General features: G+C 60.7%; 17 protein-coding genes. 4 read left to right on the top strand and 13 right to left on the bottom strand.

What is annotated here, in order from left to right; genetic code table 11:
* Positions 1–23 precede the first annotated feature (23 nt).
* The 9 genes from ACROHD_RS11060 to ACROHD_RS11020 all read right to left on the bottom strand — a co-directional run bounded on the left by ACROHD_RS11060 (position 24) and on the right by ACROHD_RS11020 (position 7,981).
* On the bottom strand, positions 24–395 hold the full coding sequence (locus tag ACROHD_RS11060; protein WP_432677863.1) for a YciI family protein: 372 nt from the start codon (positions 393–395) through the stop codon (positions 24–26).
* Between the two features lie 90 nt (positions 396–485).
* Positions 486–1,445, bottom strand: a complete 960-nt coding sequence (locus tag ACROHD_RS11055) for a Bug family tripartite tricarboxylate transporter substrate binding protein (RefSeq protein WP_432677862.1) — start codon at positions 1,443–1,445, stop codon at positions 486–488.
* Positions 1,446–1,543: 98 nt separating this feature from the next.
* Positions 1,544–3,040 (bottom strand): tripartite tricarboxylate transporter permease, encoded by a 1,497-nt coding sequence (locus tag ACROHD_RS11050; protein WP_432677860.1) that lies wholly within the window; start codon positions 3,038–3,040, stop codon positions 1,544–1,546.
* Between the two features lie 2 nt (positions 3,041–3,042).
* On the bottom strand, positions 3,043–3,507 hold the full coding sequence (locus ACROHD_RS11045) for a tripartite tricarboxylate transporter TctB family protein (RefSeq protein WP_432677859.1): 465 nt from the start codon (positions 3,505–3,507) through the stop codon (positions 3,043–3,045).
* A 60-nt stretch (positions 3,508–3,567) separates the two neighbouring features.
* Entirely contained in the window at positions 3,568–4,599 is a 1,032-nt protein-coding gene (locus ACROHD_RS11040) for an Ldh family oxidoreductase (protein ID WP_432677858.1), read from the bottom strand.
* Positions 4,599–5,486: an alpha/beta hydrolase gene (locus ACROHD_RS11035; RefSeq protein ID WP_432677857.1), complete on the bottom strand. Its 888-nt coding sequence runs from the start codon at positions 5,484–5,486 to the stop codon at positions 4,599–4,601. The genes ACROHD_RS11040 and ACROHD_RS11035 overlap by 1 nt, the downstream gene beginning before the upstream one ends.
* A 39-nt stretch (positions 5,487–5,525) precedes the next feature.
* Positions 5,526–6,083 carry an NADPH-dependent FMN reductase gene (locus ACROHD_RS11030; RefSeq protein ID WP_432677856.1) on the bottom strand — a complete coding sequence of 186 codons (558 nt, stop codon included), beginning with the start codon at positions 6,081–6,083 and terminating at the stop codon, positions 5,526–5,528.
* Between the two features lie 26 nt (positions 6,084–6,109).
* Entirely contained in the window at positions 6,110–7,015 is a 906-nt protein-coding gene (locus ACROHD_RS11025; protein ID WP_432677855.1) for a VOC family protein, read from the bottom strand.
* Between the two features lie 120 nt (positions 7,016–7,135).
* On the bottom strand, positions 7,136–7,981 hold the full coding sequence (locus ACROHD_RS11020; protein WP_432677854.1) for a fumarylacetoacetate hydrolase family protein: 846 nt from the start codon (positions 7,979–7,981) through the stop codon (positions 7,136–7,138).
* A 165-nt stretch (positions 7,982–8,146) separates the two neighbouring features.
* Here ACROHD_RS11020 and ACROHD_RS11015 point away from each other — a divergent pair, with 165 nt between their 5' ends.
* Positions 8,147–8,866, top strand: a complete 720-nt coding sequence (locus ACROHD_RS11015) for an FCD domain-containing protein (RefSeq protein WP_432677853.1) — start codon at positions 8,147–8,149, stop codon at positions 8,864–8,866.
* Between the two features lie 223 nt (positions 8,867–9,089).
* Here the strand turns inward: ACROHD_RS11015 and ACROHD_RS11010 are convergent, their stop codons facing one another.
* Positions 9,090–9,452 carry a DoxX family protein gene (locus tag ACROHD_RS11010; protein WP_432677852.1) on the bottom strand — a complete coding sequence of 121 codons (363 nt, stop codon included), beginning with the start codon at positions 9,450–9,452 and terminating at the stop codon, positions 9,090–9,092.
* An 81-nt stretch (positions 9,453–9,533) separates the two neighbouring features.
* Between ACROHD_RS11010 and ACROHD_RS11005 the strand changes: the two genes are divergently transcribed.
* Positions 9,534–10,439 (top strand): LysR family transcriptional regulator, encoded by a 906-nt coding sequence (locus ACROHD_RS11005; RefSeq protein WP_432677850.1) that lies wholly within the window; start codon positions 9,534–9,536, stop codon positions 10,437–10,439.
* Positions 10,440–10,966: 527 nt separating this feature from the next.
* Here the strand turns inward: ACROHD_RS11005 and ACROHD_RS11000 are convergent.
* Together ACROHD_RS11000 and ACROHD_RS10995 are read right to left on the bottom strand one after the other, a co-directional pair.
* Complete coding sequence (locus tag ACROHD_RS11000; RefSeq protein ID WP_432677848.1) at positions 10,967–11,977, bottom strand: glycerophosphodiester phosphodiesterase family protein; 1,011 nt, start codon at positions 11,975–11,977, stop codon at positions 10,967–10,969.
* 292 nt (positions 11,978–12,269) lie between these two features.
* On the bottom strand, positions 12,270–12,434 hold the full coding sequence (locus ACROHD_RS10995; RefSeq protein ID WP_432677846.1) for a hypothetical protein: 165 nt from the start codon (positions 12,432–12,434) through the stop codon (positions 12,270–12,272).
* A gap of 105 nt (positions 12,435–12,539) precedes the next feature.
* Between ACROHD_RS10995 and ACROHD_RS10990 the strand changes: the two genes are divergently transcribed.
* The gene (locus ACROHD_RS10990) at positions 12,540–14,510 is read left to right on the top strand and encodes a BTAD domain-containing putative transcriptional regulator (protein ID WP_432677845.1); all 1,971 of its coding nucleotides are present in this window, start codon (positions 12,540–12,542) and stop codon (positions 14,508–14,510) included.
* Between the two features lie 126 nt (positions 14,511–14,636).
* Complete coding sequence (locus ACROHD_RS10985) at positions 14,637–15,131, top strand: hypothetical protein (RefSeq protein ID WP_432677844.1); 495 nt, start codon at positions 14,637–14,639, stop codon at positions 15,129–15,131.
* Between the two features lie 76 nt (positions 15,132–15,207).
* On the opposite strand, the gene ACROHD_RS10980 is transcribed toward ACROHD_RS10985, so the two are convergent.
* Positions 15,208–15,354 (bottom strand): hypothetical protein, encoded by a 147-nt coding sequence (locus ACROHD_RS10980; RefSeq protein ID WP_432677843.1) that lies wholly within the window; start codon positions 15,352–15,354, stop codon positions 15,208–15,210.
* Between the last annotated feature and the right edge of the window lie 31 nt (positions 15,355–15,385).

Raw genomic sequence — 15,385 nt, 5'->3', positions numbered from 1 at the left:
CCTCCGCTCGTTCAGGGATTGGATCAGCCGATGACGGCAGTCTGATCGGAATACCGCACAGTCACCGTCATCGAACCTTCGTTCAGCATCCAGCGATGCAGGGTGTAGCTGCGCAAACCCGCGGCGTGAAACGGGTCGGCATCGGCCAGGGCGCGCGCGGCGTCCTCGTCCTCGGCGCGCACGATGATCATGCCGCCGGTTGGAACGGTACCGCCCTCCTCAAAGATCGGACCGGCCCCGAACAGGGCCCCGTCGCGTTCCATGGCGATCTGGTAGTCCAGATGCGCGGGCAGCACGTCCTGCATTCCGGGACCACGGGCAGGACGCGTCGTGATCACCCAAAGCGATCGGCGAAGCATTGTGGCATAGAGCTCTTCTGGCTTTTTCGCGGTCATCGGTGCCTCGTGGGTCTTGTGGTTGAGGCGGGCGCGCGGCAACCCAAGCCGCCGCGCGCCCGCCGATGTGTCTTTGCCTCGGTCGCCGCCTTAGCGGCGTTCGATGCCTGCGGCGTCGATCACTTCAGTCCAGACCGCGATCTGGCGCTCGATCAGCGCCTGCAATTCCGCGCCGGTCGACCCGCCCGGAGCCGCGCCGAGAGCTGCGATACGTTCTTGCACGTCTGGCTGCGCCAATGCGTTGGCAATCGCGCCCGACAGGATCGCTACGACGTCATCCGGCACGCCCGCAGGCGCCCCCAAACCGGTCCAAGACACCACGTCGAAGCCAGGTGCCACGGTTTCGGACAGCGTCGGCACATCAGGGGCATCGGGCCAGCGTTCCGCCGAGGTCACGGCGAGAACGTCGAACACACCCGCATCGGCCTGGCCGGTGATCACGGTGCCGGTGTCGATGATCATGTTGACCTCACCACCAAGCAACGCAGTCGCGGCGGCTGCTCCGCCCTGATAGGGCACGTGGATGAACTCGGCACCAGTCTGCAGGTCCAGAAGCTCACCTGTCAGGTTCTGCGTGGACCCAACGCCGGAATGACCCACGATGATGCTGCCGGGGTTGGCACGGGCCTGCTCGATCAGGTCGGTGATCGACTCGTATTCCCCGGCGCGCGCGGCAACGAAGAAGGGGAACTGTCCCAACGTAGACAGGAAGGTGAAATCGTTGACCGAGTCGTAAGGCAGCTCGTTGTAGAGAGCCGCCGCCACGGCATGGCCGCCCACCAGCAGCTGCATCGTGTAGCCGTCGCCGTCTTCACCGGCGACATAGCCAGAGGCCACGGTGCCGCCCGCGCCGGGGCGGGATTCCACGACAACCGGCTGGCCAAGATCTGCGGACATCGCCTCGGCCATGATGCGCGATACGGTGTCTGCATTGCCGCCCGCCCCGAAGCCGTGGACAATCCGCAAGGAGCGGTCCGGGAATTCCTGCGCCATCGACGGCGCTGCGAGGGCCAGTGCCAGCGGCAAGGCGGTGAGTAGTTTCTTGATCATGGTCTTTCCTCCCAAGGTTTCGTTCAATTTCTGTGGTGTCAGGCCACTGACCTCCTCTTGGCCTGATACCCGCCCCAACCGGGCATCGAATTGTCCAGTCAGGATGACGACCGAACGGCTCTTCGACAGGCACGGATGCCCGACCAGATTGCGAACGCGATCAGTGCCATCGAACACGCAACCAGGATCGCGCTGATGGGACGGGTCACGAACACGGTGAAATCGCCGCGATAGATCAACATCGCGCGGCGGAAGTTGTCCTCCAGCAACGGGCCGAGGACGAAGCCCAGCAGCACTGGCGCAGGCTCGAAGCGGTAGTTCTTCATGAGGTAGCCAAGCACCCCGAAGGCCAGCGTCAGGACCACATCGGTGACGCTGGTGCGGTGCGAATAGACGCCCACGCAGATCATCACGATGATCACGGGATAGAGCTTCTGGTAAGGAATGCGCAGCAACAGCACCCAAAGCCGGATCAGCGGAATGTTGATCAGCAACAGGATGATATTGCCGACGAAGAAACTGGCGATGACGCCCCAAAAGAGCTCGGGCTGTTCGGTCATCAGGCGCGGTCCGGGCACGATGCCGTTCAGGATCAGCGCACCGATGATAAGCGCCATGACAACGTCGCCGGGAATGCCCAGTGTCAGCGTCGGGATGAAGCCGGTCTGCGCGGCCGCGTTGTTCGCCGCTTCCGGCGCGGCGAGGCCCGGCAGGTGCCCTTTTCCGAATTTCTCGGGTGTGCGGGAAAAGCGCCGCTCCATCGCATATGACATGAACGAAGCGATGGCCGCGCCCGTGCCCGGCAAAGTGCCGAAGAAGCTGCCCACGGCCGAGCCGCGCAGGATCGGCATGGCGAGAGAGCGCGCCTGCTCCCGTGTCGGTAACACGTCGCGGATGCCAATGGGCAACGGCGATCCGGACGGGCTGCGCACCGCGGCGTGGCGGATGATCTCGCTTACCCCGAACAGGCCCATGGCCAGCGACACGAGGCTGATACCGTCGGCCAGCTCGGGCATCGCGACGAAGCGGTAGTACCCGGTCGTCTGATCCGCCCCCACAAGCCCCAATGCGATGCCCAGCACCACCATCGCGAAGGACCGGATCTGCGATCCGGTTCCGATCAGCGATGCCGCTAAAAGGCCCAGAACGACCAGCATCGCATATTCCGGCGCCCCGAAGCGCAGGGCGATGACGGTCATCGGTATCGCGGCGAGCACGAGGATGGCGACCCCGATCATGCCACCCACGAAGGACGAGAACGCAGCCACGAACAGGGCAAGCCCCGCGCGATTGTCCCGCGACAGCGGGTAGCCTTCGAGGCAGGTCACGACCGAGGATGGTGTGCCGGGCAGGTTGAGCAGAATCGAGGCGATGGATCCGCCGTATTGCGAGCCGTAGTAAATGCCCCCCAGCATGATCATCGAGGTAGTCGCATCGAGGTAGAAGGTCACCGGCAGCAAGAGAGAGATCGCCGTCACCGCCCCGATTCCGGGCAGCACGCCAATCAGCTGGCCGATGAACACACCGATGAACGCATAGACCAGCACATTCGGCTGCATCACGACGCTGAGGCCAAGGAGGAACTGATCGATCATCGCTACCTCCAGAACGCCGGAATCGGCAGCTCGAGTACCACGAGGAACAACAACCACCCCCCAAGCGTCGCGAGGGACGCGTAGACCAGAACATGCAAGGGCCGGACCTGATCATCGGCGAACATCGAGATCGCGACGGCCAGGAACATAGACGGCACCAGGCCCACGAAATCGACAAGCCCCGCAAAGATCAGGATCGCTGCGGACACGAAGATCAATCCGCGCCAATGCATCCGCGCATCTCTCGCTTCATTGGGCGAGATCACATCGATGAAGATGATCCCAGCGGCCAGTGCACAGATCATGAGGCCGATCACGCGTGGGATGAAACCCGGGCCCATCTGAGTCAGTTGACCCACCGGATAATCCCACGCCACAACCAGCATGACCACGCCGATTGCCAGCAGGACCGCGCCGCTCACGGCGCGTCTTGCGATCGATGGCTGGTCTTGCTCGGCGCCCTGCATGTTCGCCCCTCCCTGCTGGCGTTTTTGTATCAGGCCTCGTGGTCCGTCAGTGCCGCCTTGTCAGGGCGGCGACATCGGAGTGGGTGGTGCAATGCCGTACCGCGCCCCCAGTGCTGCCAGACGGTCGACCGTGCCCTTAGCGATAGGAATGCCCGCCACCCGCCGTTCCGCCGCAAGGCGAAAGCCGCGCTCACCGGGCATCAGGATCTCGTCGGTCCCCTGGGCTGTCGGCAGTGCCTTCAGGCGCTGTGCCAGCTCGGCGATCTGCGTAGCGAATACATCGGGGTCGGCGAAGGCGCCGATCCTTAGGGCAAGGGCTGCACCGTTCATGGCACCCTTCTGCCCGGACAGGACGCTCGAAATGGCCGGGTTCGACACAAGCACGCTGGCCAGAACCTCGATCATCAGCGACAGGCCCGATCCCTTCGGGCCACCAAGCGGCGTCAGCGTCGCGACCTTGGCGGGGTCGGTTGCGGGCGCACCTTCGGCGTCGATGGCCCAGCCCTCGGGGATCGGGGTGCCGGTATCCTTCGCGTGCAGGATCTTGCCCAGGGCCACGGTCGAGGTGGACATGTCTAGCAGAAGCGGCAGGCTGCGCGTCGGCACCGCAACGGAAATCGGGTTGGTCGAAAGCCCTGCGACCCGCGCCCCGTGATAGGCCATAAGCGGGCCCGATGCCGTAATGACGATGCCGAGACAGCCGCGCTCGGCCGCTCGAAGAGCGAAATAGCCGACAGCGCCGGCATGGGTGATGTTCCGCGCCGAACACCAGCCGATGCCCGACTCAGCGGCGATCTCGATGGCGGTGTCCATCGCGACGACCATGCCAGACGGTCCGGGGGCCCGCGCGGCCTCGACCACCGCGACCGCGCCCTCGCGCGACACGACGGACGGAACCGCTATTGGGTCGATCAGCCCCGTTTCGACCATTTCGCCATAGCGCGGAATGCGAAGGACACCGTGCGACTCCGCCCCCCGTGCATTCGCCCAGACCAGGATCTCCGCCGTCCGCTCGGCGTGCTCGGGCGTGTAGCCCGTCGCCTCCAGCAGCGCGGCGGCATACCCTTTAAGGTCGTCTGGGCGAAACCGCATCATGCCTCGGCACCAAGCGGGGTCGGAAAGAATTTCTCAAGCCAGGCTGAAATCAGCGCGCGGGTATGGGGCGCGTCCTCGTCGGACAGCGGGAAATGCGACACGCCCGTGGGGATCATCAGTTCGGCATTGGCGCCGGCCTTTTGGAACAGGCTGATGGATTGCTCCATCGGCGTGATCACGTCGCCTGCGGTGTGGAACAGCAAAAGCGGGCGCGGCGCGATATCCGCGACCACGTCCTCAGCCCGAAAATGGTACATGCTGATAGCGGTCTCGACGGGCACCTCGAACTGCGCGTGGGGCGACAGGTTCTTGCGCAGCTCCTCGGGGATCGGGACCACGTCGAAGCGCGATACCCACATGCTTTCGCCCGTCTCTGCGCGGTGGCGGCGGCCCTCTTCAAGGATGCCGGTGAACTTCTCCCAGGCTTCGGGCGTCGGGTGCTGACCGCGGAACTTGCGCTCTCCATCGCCCCAGCCACAAAGCGACATGACACAGGCCACCCGCCGGTCGACACCGCCGGTGAAGATGGCAACGGCCGCGCCGAAGCTGTGGCCGGTCAGACCAATCCGCTCGGGGTCGACCTCTTCGCGCTGTGCGATGAAGGACAGGGCATTACGCGTGTCGGCCACCTGGTCGTGGCAGCGCACCTCGCCGCGCGCGCCCTCGCTCTGGCCACAGCCGCGGAAATCGATGCGGAACACGCAGTAACCCATCGCCTCGAGCATGTGCGAGACCAGCTCCACATGCGACTTGTCCTTCGTGCCGACGAACCCGTGCAGCACGATGAAGGTCGGCAGCCGCTGGCCGGGCTTGCGGCCCTCGGGCACATGCAAGACACCGGACAGTTTCAGGCCGTCGGACATGAACGTTAGCGGATGTTCCATGACTTTGCGCCTCGTCTTCGAGTTGAAACGGGGCCGCGTCTAGGCGCGGCTCCAGGAATTGCAGAATGCGGCAAAGCTCGAAAGATGCCCGCGCAGGAAGGCTTCGGTATCGGCGTTGGTGATCGTGCCGGTTTCGACATCCACCTTGCCTCGCGCACCCGCGACCTGCACCTCGGGTTTGGCCATGATGACCGCCTCCTGGCAATGCAGCGTCTGGCGCAGGCTTTCATGAACGCGCGCGCCCCCCAAGAGACCGGGCGACACGCTCCAGACCGCGACGGGTTTGCGCGCCATCGGGTTCGGGGAGACGCGCGAAAGCCAGTCGATCGCGTTCTTCAGCCCGCCGGGTATTGACCAGTTGTATTCCGGCGTCACGATCAGAACGGCATCCACCCCCTCAACCGCGGCCACCATGGCCTCGACGCTCTCGGGCATTCCGGCATCCAGGATATCCTGGTCGAACAGCGGAAGGGTGCCGGGATTTGGCAGGCTCACGGGGTCCATCCCGCCCGGCACAAGGCCGGTCGCCGCCCGTGCCACCGCACGCGACAGCGATGCACGGCGCAACGATCCTTCGAGAATTCCAAGCTTTATCATGGTCTTGCCCCTCCTCAGAAGCTCACTTACGCCAAAGGCGCCGCCCAAGGAAAACGGTGCTCGCGCCACGGCAGCGGCGCAGGTTCGCCCCAGACATTCATCACCCGCACGTTGTCGGGCCGCTTGAGCGCGGTGATCACGTTCGGCTCATAGCGATCATCGTCATTGATCAGCGCCATGTTGCCCGCGCATTCGACCATCGCGCCGCAGGTGTCGATGTAATAGGCGAAGGTGTTGTCGCCCGGGCGATGCCGCCCTGGCCCCCAGATGAAGTTCTTCTCGATCGTGTCCAGACGGTCGCCCAGCGTGCAGTAGTCCGAGAACTCAGCCACTTCCCACGAATAGTGGTGCAGCCCGGTTTCGCCCTTCACAATGCCGAGGATGTGGTGAAGGCGGTTCGCGCCCCGCATCCAGCTGAGGCCATCATCCACCATCCGCTCGGACAGGCGCATGCCCATGATCGCCTCCATCTGGGCGCGGGTCTCGGCCGGTTCGGGCGAAGTGATGTTAACGTGGTCGATGCGCAGCGGAGCCATGCCAGTGGTCGGATGCCTGTTGCCGTAGATCTCTGTGGCGACGGGGCTGTGCAGCTCAATCGTATGGCCCTGCGGCGTGACAAAGGTCATCCCTGTCACGCAGCAGTCCAGGCTGGGCTCGGACGAAATGAGGCGGCACCCCGCATCCGCGACACGCGCCGCGGCCTCAGCGACGGCAGCTTCTGACACCGCCTCGAAGCCAAGAGCGCGCATGGAGTTCTCGCCGGCCTCGTGCAGCACCAGTTCCGCCATGCGCCCATTCGAAGAAAGCCAGACGCATCCAGCTTCTTCCCGGGTCACGCGCAAACCAAGGATCTCAACGGATTCGCGCACAAGGGCATCGACATCCATGACGTTCAACTGAACGTGACCCATCGCATTCACAAGATAGCTCATGTCGACTCATCCCCCGTCTCTACTTGCAGTCCGTGCTAGCACGTAGTTTCGCATAGCACAAACATTTTCGAAAATTTGCATTTGGTGGAAAACGCCCCACCCCAGCGCCCAACGCCCGTATCACTTCTCGGCCTCTACTGTGTTGGACAGCAGGCCGATTCCCTCGATCTCAACCTCGACGACATCGCCGGGCACAAGGAATTCGGGCGGTGTCCGCGTCGTGCCGAAGCCCGTGCATGTTCCGGTCACGATCACGTCGCCGGGCACCAGTGGCGCGAAGGTGGAGATGTAGGAAATCAGGTATGGAATATCGAAGATCATGCGTGACGTGTCCGTACGCTGCTTTTCCACCCCGTTGATCCGAGTCACCAGCGACAGCGCCCGATCCGGGATCGGAAGATCCGCCGCTTCGACCATCCAGGGCCCGAAAGCCCCGGTTCCGGTAAAGTTTTTGCCCGGCGTGAATTGGTGACTGTGCTTCTGCCAGTCGCGCACGCTGCCATCGTTGTAGATCGCGTATCCCGCCACATGCGCCATCGCCTCCTCGCGCGGGATATGCCGCCCGCCCGCACCTATGATCACGGCCAGCTCGCCCTCGAAATCCAGTTTCTGTGAGGACCGGGGCTGGATCAACGGCGCGCCGTGGCCGATCTGCGACGATGGCAGGCGCAGGAACAAGACGGGATAGGCCGGAAGCGTATCGGGGTCCGTTGTATCCTCGAGGTAATTGACAGCCGCCATGACGATCTTGTCGGGGTTTGGGATCACCGGGGCCAGTGTGACCTCGTCAAAGGCCAGATCGCCCCCCCCCGAATCATCCAGAAGATCGCGCGGCAGGCCCGCCGCGATGAAAGACCGAAGATCGGGAAACCGACCGCTTGAGCGCTGCCCGAGATCGATGATCCCCCCTTTCGCGACGCTCCCCCAGCTTGGCTGGTCATCTCTGAAAAAAGATAGAAACTTCATTCGCATATCTTCCTATTTTCGAAAATCTGAATAGCATCGAAGCTACATCGTGAAAACCCATGATGCCGAAAAAACCTGTCCATTCGCGTTTTCTTGGGATATTCGAAAATATGGAACGTAGGCGCGCGGGGCGACGCCGACACCTCAGAAAAGGGCTGCCAAGGCATGGAAGAACCCGTGATCCCAGGGACATCGACGTCGGCAAGAGAGCTTGCCGCGAAATCGGACGGGCCAGGCGCATCCGGCGCCCGGGACGCGCTGACGCGGCTTCGCAACGACATCATTAGCAGCGTGTTCGAGCCCGGGACTCGCCTGAAATTCGCGGAGATGACGAAGCGCTACGATGTTGGCATCGGCACCCTTCGCGAGGCGCTGTCGCAACTTTCCTCCGAAGGCTTCGTGACCCTTGAGGCCGGAAAGGGCTTCAGGGTATCACCCGTTTCCGCTGAAGAACTGAGCGAGATCACCGAGCATTTCATCACTTTCGAAGGACGCGCAGTGCGCGAGGCCATCGCCCATGGCGACGAGGATTGGGAGACCAACATCGTCGCCGCTCACCATCGCCTCAGCATCATCGAATCACTGCCATGGGAACGGCGGATGGTCCGCCACTCGGAATGGGTCGAGCGCCATCGCGAGTTTCACGAGGCCATCGTCGCCGCCTGCCCGGGGCGCTGGCTGTTCCGGCTGCGCAGCATCATGTTCGACCAGCTGGACCGGTACCGCTTCGTCACCAAACGTGCGCCGAAGGGACTTGGCGGCCGAAAATTCGAGGAGCACCGGGAGATCATGAACGCGACCCTCGCGCGCGATGCCGACCTCGCCGCCGCTCTGATAGAGAAACATATCCGCGACACGTCCGAGCGCGCGATCAAACTGCTCTGAAACGGCCGCTGGCTCGACTGGCCAAGATGCGGACTACCCACGCTTTGCCTTGGCTTCGAGGGGTATGTCGAACCAAGTCACCCCTCTTCGCGTGTCTCAAGACGTGCTCAAAATAATGCCGAATTTAATTCGGGGACCAATGATGCCCCGTCAAGTCGATGATTCTTCCAATGAAATCAGATGGGCCGCGCGCAAAATCTGCACGCGGCCTAGATGTGGTGTTTTACGCGGTGACGCGGCCCATCGGGTCGCTGATCTGGTCGCGGTACAGGTAGATCACTGCAGCACAGATCAGGCCAAGGATGATAGCCGGCACTGCCGACGGCCCAAGGATGAAAAGATGCGCCAGCACTGCGCCAACCATGGTCGCCCCAAGGATCGCAGCACCCAGCACCTGTTTGCCCGGCAACCAAAGTAGAACAGGGGCTGCCACTTCGATGGCGCCCGTTACAAAGCGGAACCACTGACCAATACCAATGGCGTCAAACGTGGCAACCATCATCTCGGCGCCCGCGAGTTTCGCGATGCCCGCCGCAACAAAGGCCAGTGTCAGCAGGCCGCGCAGGCCGTATGAGAGGTATTTCATTGAACACTCCTTGAAAGTCTTGTCTTCCTTGCCGACCGTGGTAACTTGCTGCAAATTCGCATTCAATGCGCGAATTTCGGCATGATATGCGCGAAATATGTACAGGTCAGCGTCTTGGAAAAATGGACGGAATTACGAACGGCCTATCACGTGGCCCGATTGGGCACGGTCAGTGCGGCCGCAGATTATTTGGGGCTGCACCGCGCGACGGTGAACCGCCATATCGACGCGCTGGAGGATGAGATTGGCAGCAAGATCTTTATCCGCCATGCGCGTGGCTATGCGCTGACTGAGGTCGGACAGGATGTCCTGCGCGTGGCTCAGAAGGCCGAAGAGATGATCGAAGACCTGGCCGGGCGCGTGCAAGGAGGCAGTGCGCAGATCGAGGGTGAAATCAAACTGTCCCTTCTTGCCCCATTTGCCGGATTGCTCATGGGGGCCATCGACGTGTTTCGACGTGAAAATCCACAATGCGTCGTCCGCGTCGACGTAAGCGAAGACCTTGCCCGGCTGGAATACGGCGAAGCCCATATCGCCCTACGCGCCGGGGCAAAGCCGGATCATCCCGACTACGTTGTCACTCATTTTGGCGATATCGGCTTCAACCTCTATGCGCATGACAGCTATGTCGCTCGGCAGGGCATACCGGACGCGCGCGATGGATTTTCCGGGCATGAATTTGTGCTGCCGGAATTTCCCCGTGATCGCCTTCCGCTTTTTGGCAGCTGGCTCAAGGACAACATTCGCCCGGAGATGGTGGCACTCTCGTCCCGCGATATTGGCATTGTTGGAGAAGCGATCTGTGCAGGGCTTGGCATAGGCCTGATGGGTGATACAGAGGCGCAAAGGCGGGGTAGCCTGCGCCCCGTACTGCCTGCCAATGCCGACTGGAAGGTCACTGGCTGGCTTGTCACGCATATAGATCTGCACCGCACCGAGAAAGTGCAGGCCATGTTGTCCTGCATCAAAGCTCATGGCGTTGCATAGGACGAGATCAACCGCTGATCACCCGTTGCCCGTCAGAGCTTGGAGCCCAAGGAAATGGTCGGTGTCATGTCATGATGGCAGATCACCACAGATGCGAAGCGTCAAAAGCGGGGCCTTGCTTGGCAAACGCGGAACGGCAGAAAAGTTCCGCGCTTCGGACCTTGAGCCATCGAAAATGCTGCTCGATGCATGGAATACAGGCCTGGGGAAACCGCCGTGCTGACGACGATCAATGATGGCCGGTCTGGGTCGAACGTATCAGCCTGACAGTCGTGGGCGGGAAGTGTGGATTCGCTGCGGATATTCCGGCTCCGCCTCAGACCAGCGAAGCCTATATTCACAGCCCAGTACTTTGAAATTTCCCGACCAGCCTTTGCTGTGCGCGGCATCAGCATTGACGATGTGCAGAATGCGGGCTTTGCAATGTCAAACCCGTTCCCCGAAAGCGGCCGTTCGTGTGACATGCGGTGAGAGCTGAGTGAGAGCCCAACGTGCAAATTGCCGCGCCGTGCACGAGGGTCCGCAGCCTAATCGCGGGCTGCTTCCAGCGGGCCAATCAACTCAATACGATTGGTCCAGACATAGCCATCGAAAGCATCCGGCACATCACCGAAGCTTTCGGCGTCATCGATACCGCTTGCAAAGCCGGAACCATCATAGTCTCCGGCAAGAATGACCTCCGTTCCGACCGCTTCGAGGCGGCGTGTGAACCGATGCGGCCATCCCCACAGGAACGGTGCATAATCCTGCGGAACAATGACCAGTGTATTGTGGCAGCTCTCCGGCACATAGCCGCTCCAGCCCAGGGCGAGGTAGCGCAGCAGACAGGCCTCCAAAGACACTCGATCAAAGCCACGAAGTCCGGGTGTTGAAGCGATCGCGGCGCGTGTTGGCGGCTCTCCCCCGTAAACACCGAACACTTGCTCGCGCAGGGCCGTCTGTTCCAACATCGCGGCGAGCGCCAACCCTTCCTCGCGTCGCTGGCTCTTGAAGTTTATCAGGAACAGTCCCTGCATTTCCTCTTGCAGAACCCCGCTAAGGGTCGGCATTTGCCCGACTGCCTGTCCCCTGAGTGGAAAGGTGCCGGTGCCATCGTCAATCCAGTATCCAACGTCAAGGGATTGAAGATGGGCGATGTCCTGCATGTGTGTGACGCCGGTCCCGTTGGTGCGGCAATCGAGGGTCCAATCATGGAAGACGGCAAAAACGTTGTCCGTGGTGAGATGAACATCAATCTCCACCACGTCGGCACCCAGTCGAAATGCCTCTTCCATCGAGGGGATCGTGTTCTCAATGAAATCATGCACGATGGGTTCGACCGGGGATGCGTGGCAGGATTCGGTCGAACGATCGGTCCCGGCGTAAATATGATGAACACCGCGGTGAGCGATCAACCGCGTCTCATGATCCTCCAGGCCAAAGACGAGCAATGAGCTATTCCAGAGCCAAAGCGCCGCTCCGAGGAACAGAAGTGCAATAGAGACCCTTTTCAACGTTTTTCCAATGAAAGTGACAAAAGACGCCCCTCCAGCCTCCAACAGCCTTTCAGCAAACAGTCGTGTGAGCTTGGCAAAAGCACACCTCACCCCGGACCTTACCAGTTCACGGCCCGCGCGCGAAGGCCGGCTAATGCAAACTCGTGTCTGGGCCCTTGCGTCCGCTTCGGGATGACGGCGGTCATCGGACAACAAGTTGGAGTGCTTGCGAGATGCCCGCGGCTTTGAATCGGCTCGCTGCGTTGCCGCTGGCCGGATTCAAGCCAACTCTGCCGACCGCTGACAGATAAGGCCCCGCAGAAGCGGGGCTTTTTTCAGTTGGCAGTTGGCAAGTTCAGATCACACCTGCGCCGAACACTGTTCCAGCGATCAGCAAAGACACCACGACCGAGATCACTCGCATCGACGGCATGCGAAAATTTACGTTCTGCTGGCGTGCGTCGCGGACTGCGGTTTCGAGGTTGGCGAGTTGGCGGGTGTGGGCATCAAAATCATACATGTCAGTCTCCGTTGGCTTTCTGTTTCGTCTGAACGTACTCTAGCCAAATGGCGTCAATCGCTCGTGGCGTGTGGCGTTAACAGAGCGCAAAAAGGACATTGACGGTTGTCTGACAGTGACCGCATCGACGTGACGATTAACCTGCTTGGACCGATGCGAATGCACTCCGGCAGGGCGGAGCTGCCGTTGCCGGGCAGGAAGCCCGCCGCGCTAATGGCTTACCTTTGCCATCGCGTCGGGATGAACGTTCCCCGGGAAACTTTGTCCGGACTTCTGTGGGGCGATGTACCGGAGGCACAGGCGCGTGCAAGTCTTCGCCAGGCTCTCTCGGCTCTTCGCAAGGCTCTGGGTGGCGCAGCGTCCGTACTATTGGCTTCGGCTGAAACTATCCGTCTCGACGAGCGGCGCATTCGTTCAGACCTGGTCGACATGCTCAGTCTTGTCGAAGCCGACGGCAAAGAAGATTTGGAACAACTTGCCGCGCAATTCAGAGGCGAGTTTCTAGAAGGTTTTGGCGCCGTCACTCCAGAATTCGATCGTTGGCTGGATGCCGAACGTGGAACCTTGCGCTCGCGTAAAACGGCTGCGCTGATAAGGCTAGCGGACCTGTACACCCAAGAGCGGCGCTACGATGAAATGATCACGGTGGGTCAAATGCTGCTTCAGCTCGACCCGCTACAAGAGCATGTCCACCGCCGTGTCATGAAGGCTTATCAAGCGCAGGGCCGCTACGACGCGGCTTTGCGGCAATACGCAAGCCTTGAAAGCATTCTCGCACGGGAACTTGGCGTGGCTCCTGAAGCCCTAAGCACAGAAATCGCACAGCAAATCCGCCGCGACAGGCGTCAATCGTCTGAGCCGGCTGAATTGATCGTTGCGCCCGGCAACATGCCCGCATCTACCATAAAGGCACCGGCCAGACCCTCGATAGCGGTATTGCACTTCCGCGGGTTGCCAAAGGATAGCGAAGCCGAATTCCTTGGTGAAGGCATCTCCGAGGATGTCACAGTGGAACTCTCGCGCGTGCCGGATATCCTTGTCGTCTCGCGGCAGTCGGCCCTTCGCGTCGATGAAGAAACACTCAGTGCGAAACAGATCGGCGCGGAGCTTGGCGTGCGCTTCTATCTCAGTGGCTCGGTGCGTGTCGCGGCTGGCAAGCTGCGCGTGGCTGCGCACCTCGTAAGCTGCGAGACGGGACACGAGCTTTGGGCCGAGCGTTTCGATCGCGAGTTGATGGACGTTTTCGATATCCAAGCCGAAATCGCGAGAACCGTTGCGGCCACCACAGCAGACCGAATAGCTGCTAGCGTATTAAGTCACGTCGCCGAGAACCGGCCGGACAACTTGGAAAGCTACGAGTTGGTTCTCAAAGGGATCGCTGCGCTGCACAGGTTTTCAGAAGAAGGCTATCTTGAGGCGCAGCGACTATTCGAACTCGCTATTCAGCGGTCGCCTGATTACGGCCGGGCGCATGGTTGGCTGGCCATGGCCCGTTTGTACCTGCGCTGGAACATCGATGCGAGTGTTGAGCTATCTGATGTGGTCAAGGCCGCCGAAAGGGCGGTTGCTCTCGATCCAACTGAGCCGAAGGGGCATCTTGCGCTTGGCATGTGCCTGTTCATTCACCGGCAGTACGATCAGGCGGAATTTCGGTTCCAGGCCGCGCTTCGTGCCAATCCAAACGATGAGCTTGTCCTGACCGAATATGGTCGGTTCCTGATGTATCTCGACCAGTCCGAAGCAGGGCTGCAACGTATCCGTGAGGCTATGCGGGTCAATCCTTTCTTTCCCGATTGGTTTTGGTCAATCCAAGGCCGGTGTCTTCACACTTTGGGGCGCTTCCGCGAGGCCGCTTTGGCCTTTGAACGGATTCACGCGCCCCCCTTCTACATCCACGCATATCTCGCCGCCTGCTATGTCATGTTAGAAGACAGAGATCGCATGAATGCCGCAAAGGCTGCGCTTTTCGCAGCACGCCCCGATTTCGATCTGTCTGCCTTCAAGGCAATTTTTCCCTACAAGAACCCGGAAACCGCCGATCGATATTTCGAGAGTCTCGAGGCTGCAGGTCTTTGAAAGACCGCGTCTTCGCCGTGATGACCAATGGCCCCATAGCTGGCTAAAGCAAACGCGAGCAGCTTAGCTTGCCCACAGGCTCAGATCTCAAGTAAGCTTTCGACAAGTTATGTTGAGGAATTTTCGATGCGGAAACTTTTAACTTGCCTTGCGTTTCTGTTTTTTGGCAGCACCGCGCACGCACAGTGGTACGTTGATTTTGACGGCACCGTCGCAATGTCACCGAACCAGAGCATTGCAATCACCTGTTCGCACGCGTTCGGTGGTCCAACGTTAGAAGTGTTCACAACGCAGCGTATCTCTCCGCAGTCCAATCCGCGCGTCACGTTCGTTTTTGATGGCGCAGGACGGATGGAATGGACGGCGATGCACGTTGCAGAGATCTACGCAGGACCACTGGAAGGTCCGTATGGCAACTCAACGCAGCCGCAGTACACTTTGCGCTTTGCTTTCGACAATTTTGGCGAAGCACTAGGACATTGGCTGAGCGTAGTTGAATGGTTTGAACAGCACGACGCAGTTGCTTTTGAGTTCGGCAGCAACACGCTTGGTCCGTTTTCGTTGCAAGGCGCTGGCAACGTCATACAATCCGTTCGCGCACAGTCTCAGTTTCGCTGCTAACTCATAGAAAACACGCAAACAAGCGCGGGCGGTTGCTTTGATTTCAAGCAACAAAACCCGCCCGCACCAGTGTCGATCAAGCAGCTTTGCGCTTGCTCAGCGCCGCGTCAATCGCAGCGTCCAGTTCGCCTTGTTGCGTTGCAACCAAAAACGCTTCCAGCGCGCCTTCCACGTCTTTCAGTTCCTTCACAAACACAGCGTTGCCCTTGCCCAAATCCAGCACTTTGCTGCTGTATCTGGCAAAAACACGCAGG

It is taken from the genome of Nioella aestuarii (assembly GCF_050896395.1).
GTDB classification, from domain to species: domain Bacteria; phylum Pseudomonadota; class Alphaproteobacteria; order Rhodobacterales; family Rhodobacteraceae; genus Nioella; species Nioella aestuarii.
Note: the sequence above shows the minus strand (reverse complement) of the source record. Positions and strands in the feature narration are given on the sequence as shown.

What these genes read in the sequence shown, in the direction of transcription:
- ACROHD_RS11030 (WP_432677856.1), bottom strand. Translation starts at nt 6,083, where the DNA reads ATGATAAAGCTTGGAATTCTCGAAGGATCGTTGCGCCGTGCATCGCTG.
- ACROHD_RS11010 (WP_432677852.1), bottom strand. Translation starts at nt 9,452, where the DNA reads ATGAAATACCTCTCATACGGCCTGCGCGGCCTGCTGACACTGGCCTTT.
- ACROHD_RS10985 (WP_432677844.1), top strand. Translation starts at nt 14,637, where the DNA reads ATGCGGAAACTTTTAACTTGCCTTGCGTTTCTGTTTTTTGGCAGCACC.
- ACROHD_RS11060 (WP_432677863.1), bottom strand. Translation starts at nt 395, where the DNA reads ATGACCGCGAAAAAGCCAGAAGAGCTCTATGCCACAATGCTTCGCCGA.
- ACROHD_RS11055 (WP_432677862.1), bottom strand. Translation starts at nt 1,445, where the DNA reads ATGATCAAGAAACTACTCACCGCCTTGCCGCTGGCACTGGCCCTCGCA.
- ACROHD_RS11020 (WP_432677854.1), bottom strand. Translation starts at nt 7,981, where the DNA reads ATGAAGTTTCTATCTTTTTTCAGAGATGACCAGCCAAGCTGGGGGAGC.
- ACROHD_RS11045 (WP_432677859.1), bottom strand. Translation starts at nt 3,507, where the DNA reads ATGCAGGGCGCCGAGCAAGACCAGCCATCGATCGCAAGACGCGCCGTG.
- ACROHD_RS11035 (WP_432677857.1), bottom strand. Translation starts at nt 5,486, where the DNA reads ATGGAACATCCGCTAACGTTCATGTCCGACGGCCTGAAACTGTCCGGT.
- ACROHD_RS11025 (WP_432677855.1), bottom strand. Translation starts at nt 7,015, where the DNA reads ATGAGCTATCTTGTGAATGCGATGGGTCACGTTCAGTTGAACGTCATG.
- ACROHD_RS11005 (WP_432677850.1), top strand. Translation starts at nt 9,534, where the DNA reads ATGATATGCGCGAAATATGTACAGGTCAGCGTCTTGGAAAAATGGACG.
- ACROHD_RS11015 (WP_432677853.1), top strand. Translation starts at nt 8,147, where the DNA reads ATGGAAGAACCCGTGATCCCAGGGACATCGACGTCGGCAAGAGAGCTT.
- ACROHD_RS11040 (WP_432677858.1), bottom strand. Translation starts at nt 4,599, where the DNA reads ATGCGGTTTCGCCCAGACGACCTTAAAGGGTATGCCGCCGCGCTGCTG.
- ACROHD_RS10995 (WP_432677846.1), bottom strand. Translation starts at nt 12,434, where the DNA reads ATGTATGATTTTGATGCCCACACCCGCCAACTCGCCAACCTCGAAACC.
- ACROHD_RS11050 (WP_432677860.1), bottom strand. Translation starts at nt 3,040, where the DNA reads ATGATCGATCAGTTCCTCCTTGGCCTCAGCGTCGTGATGCAGCCGAAT.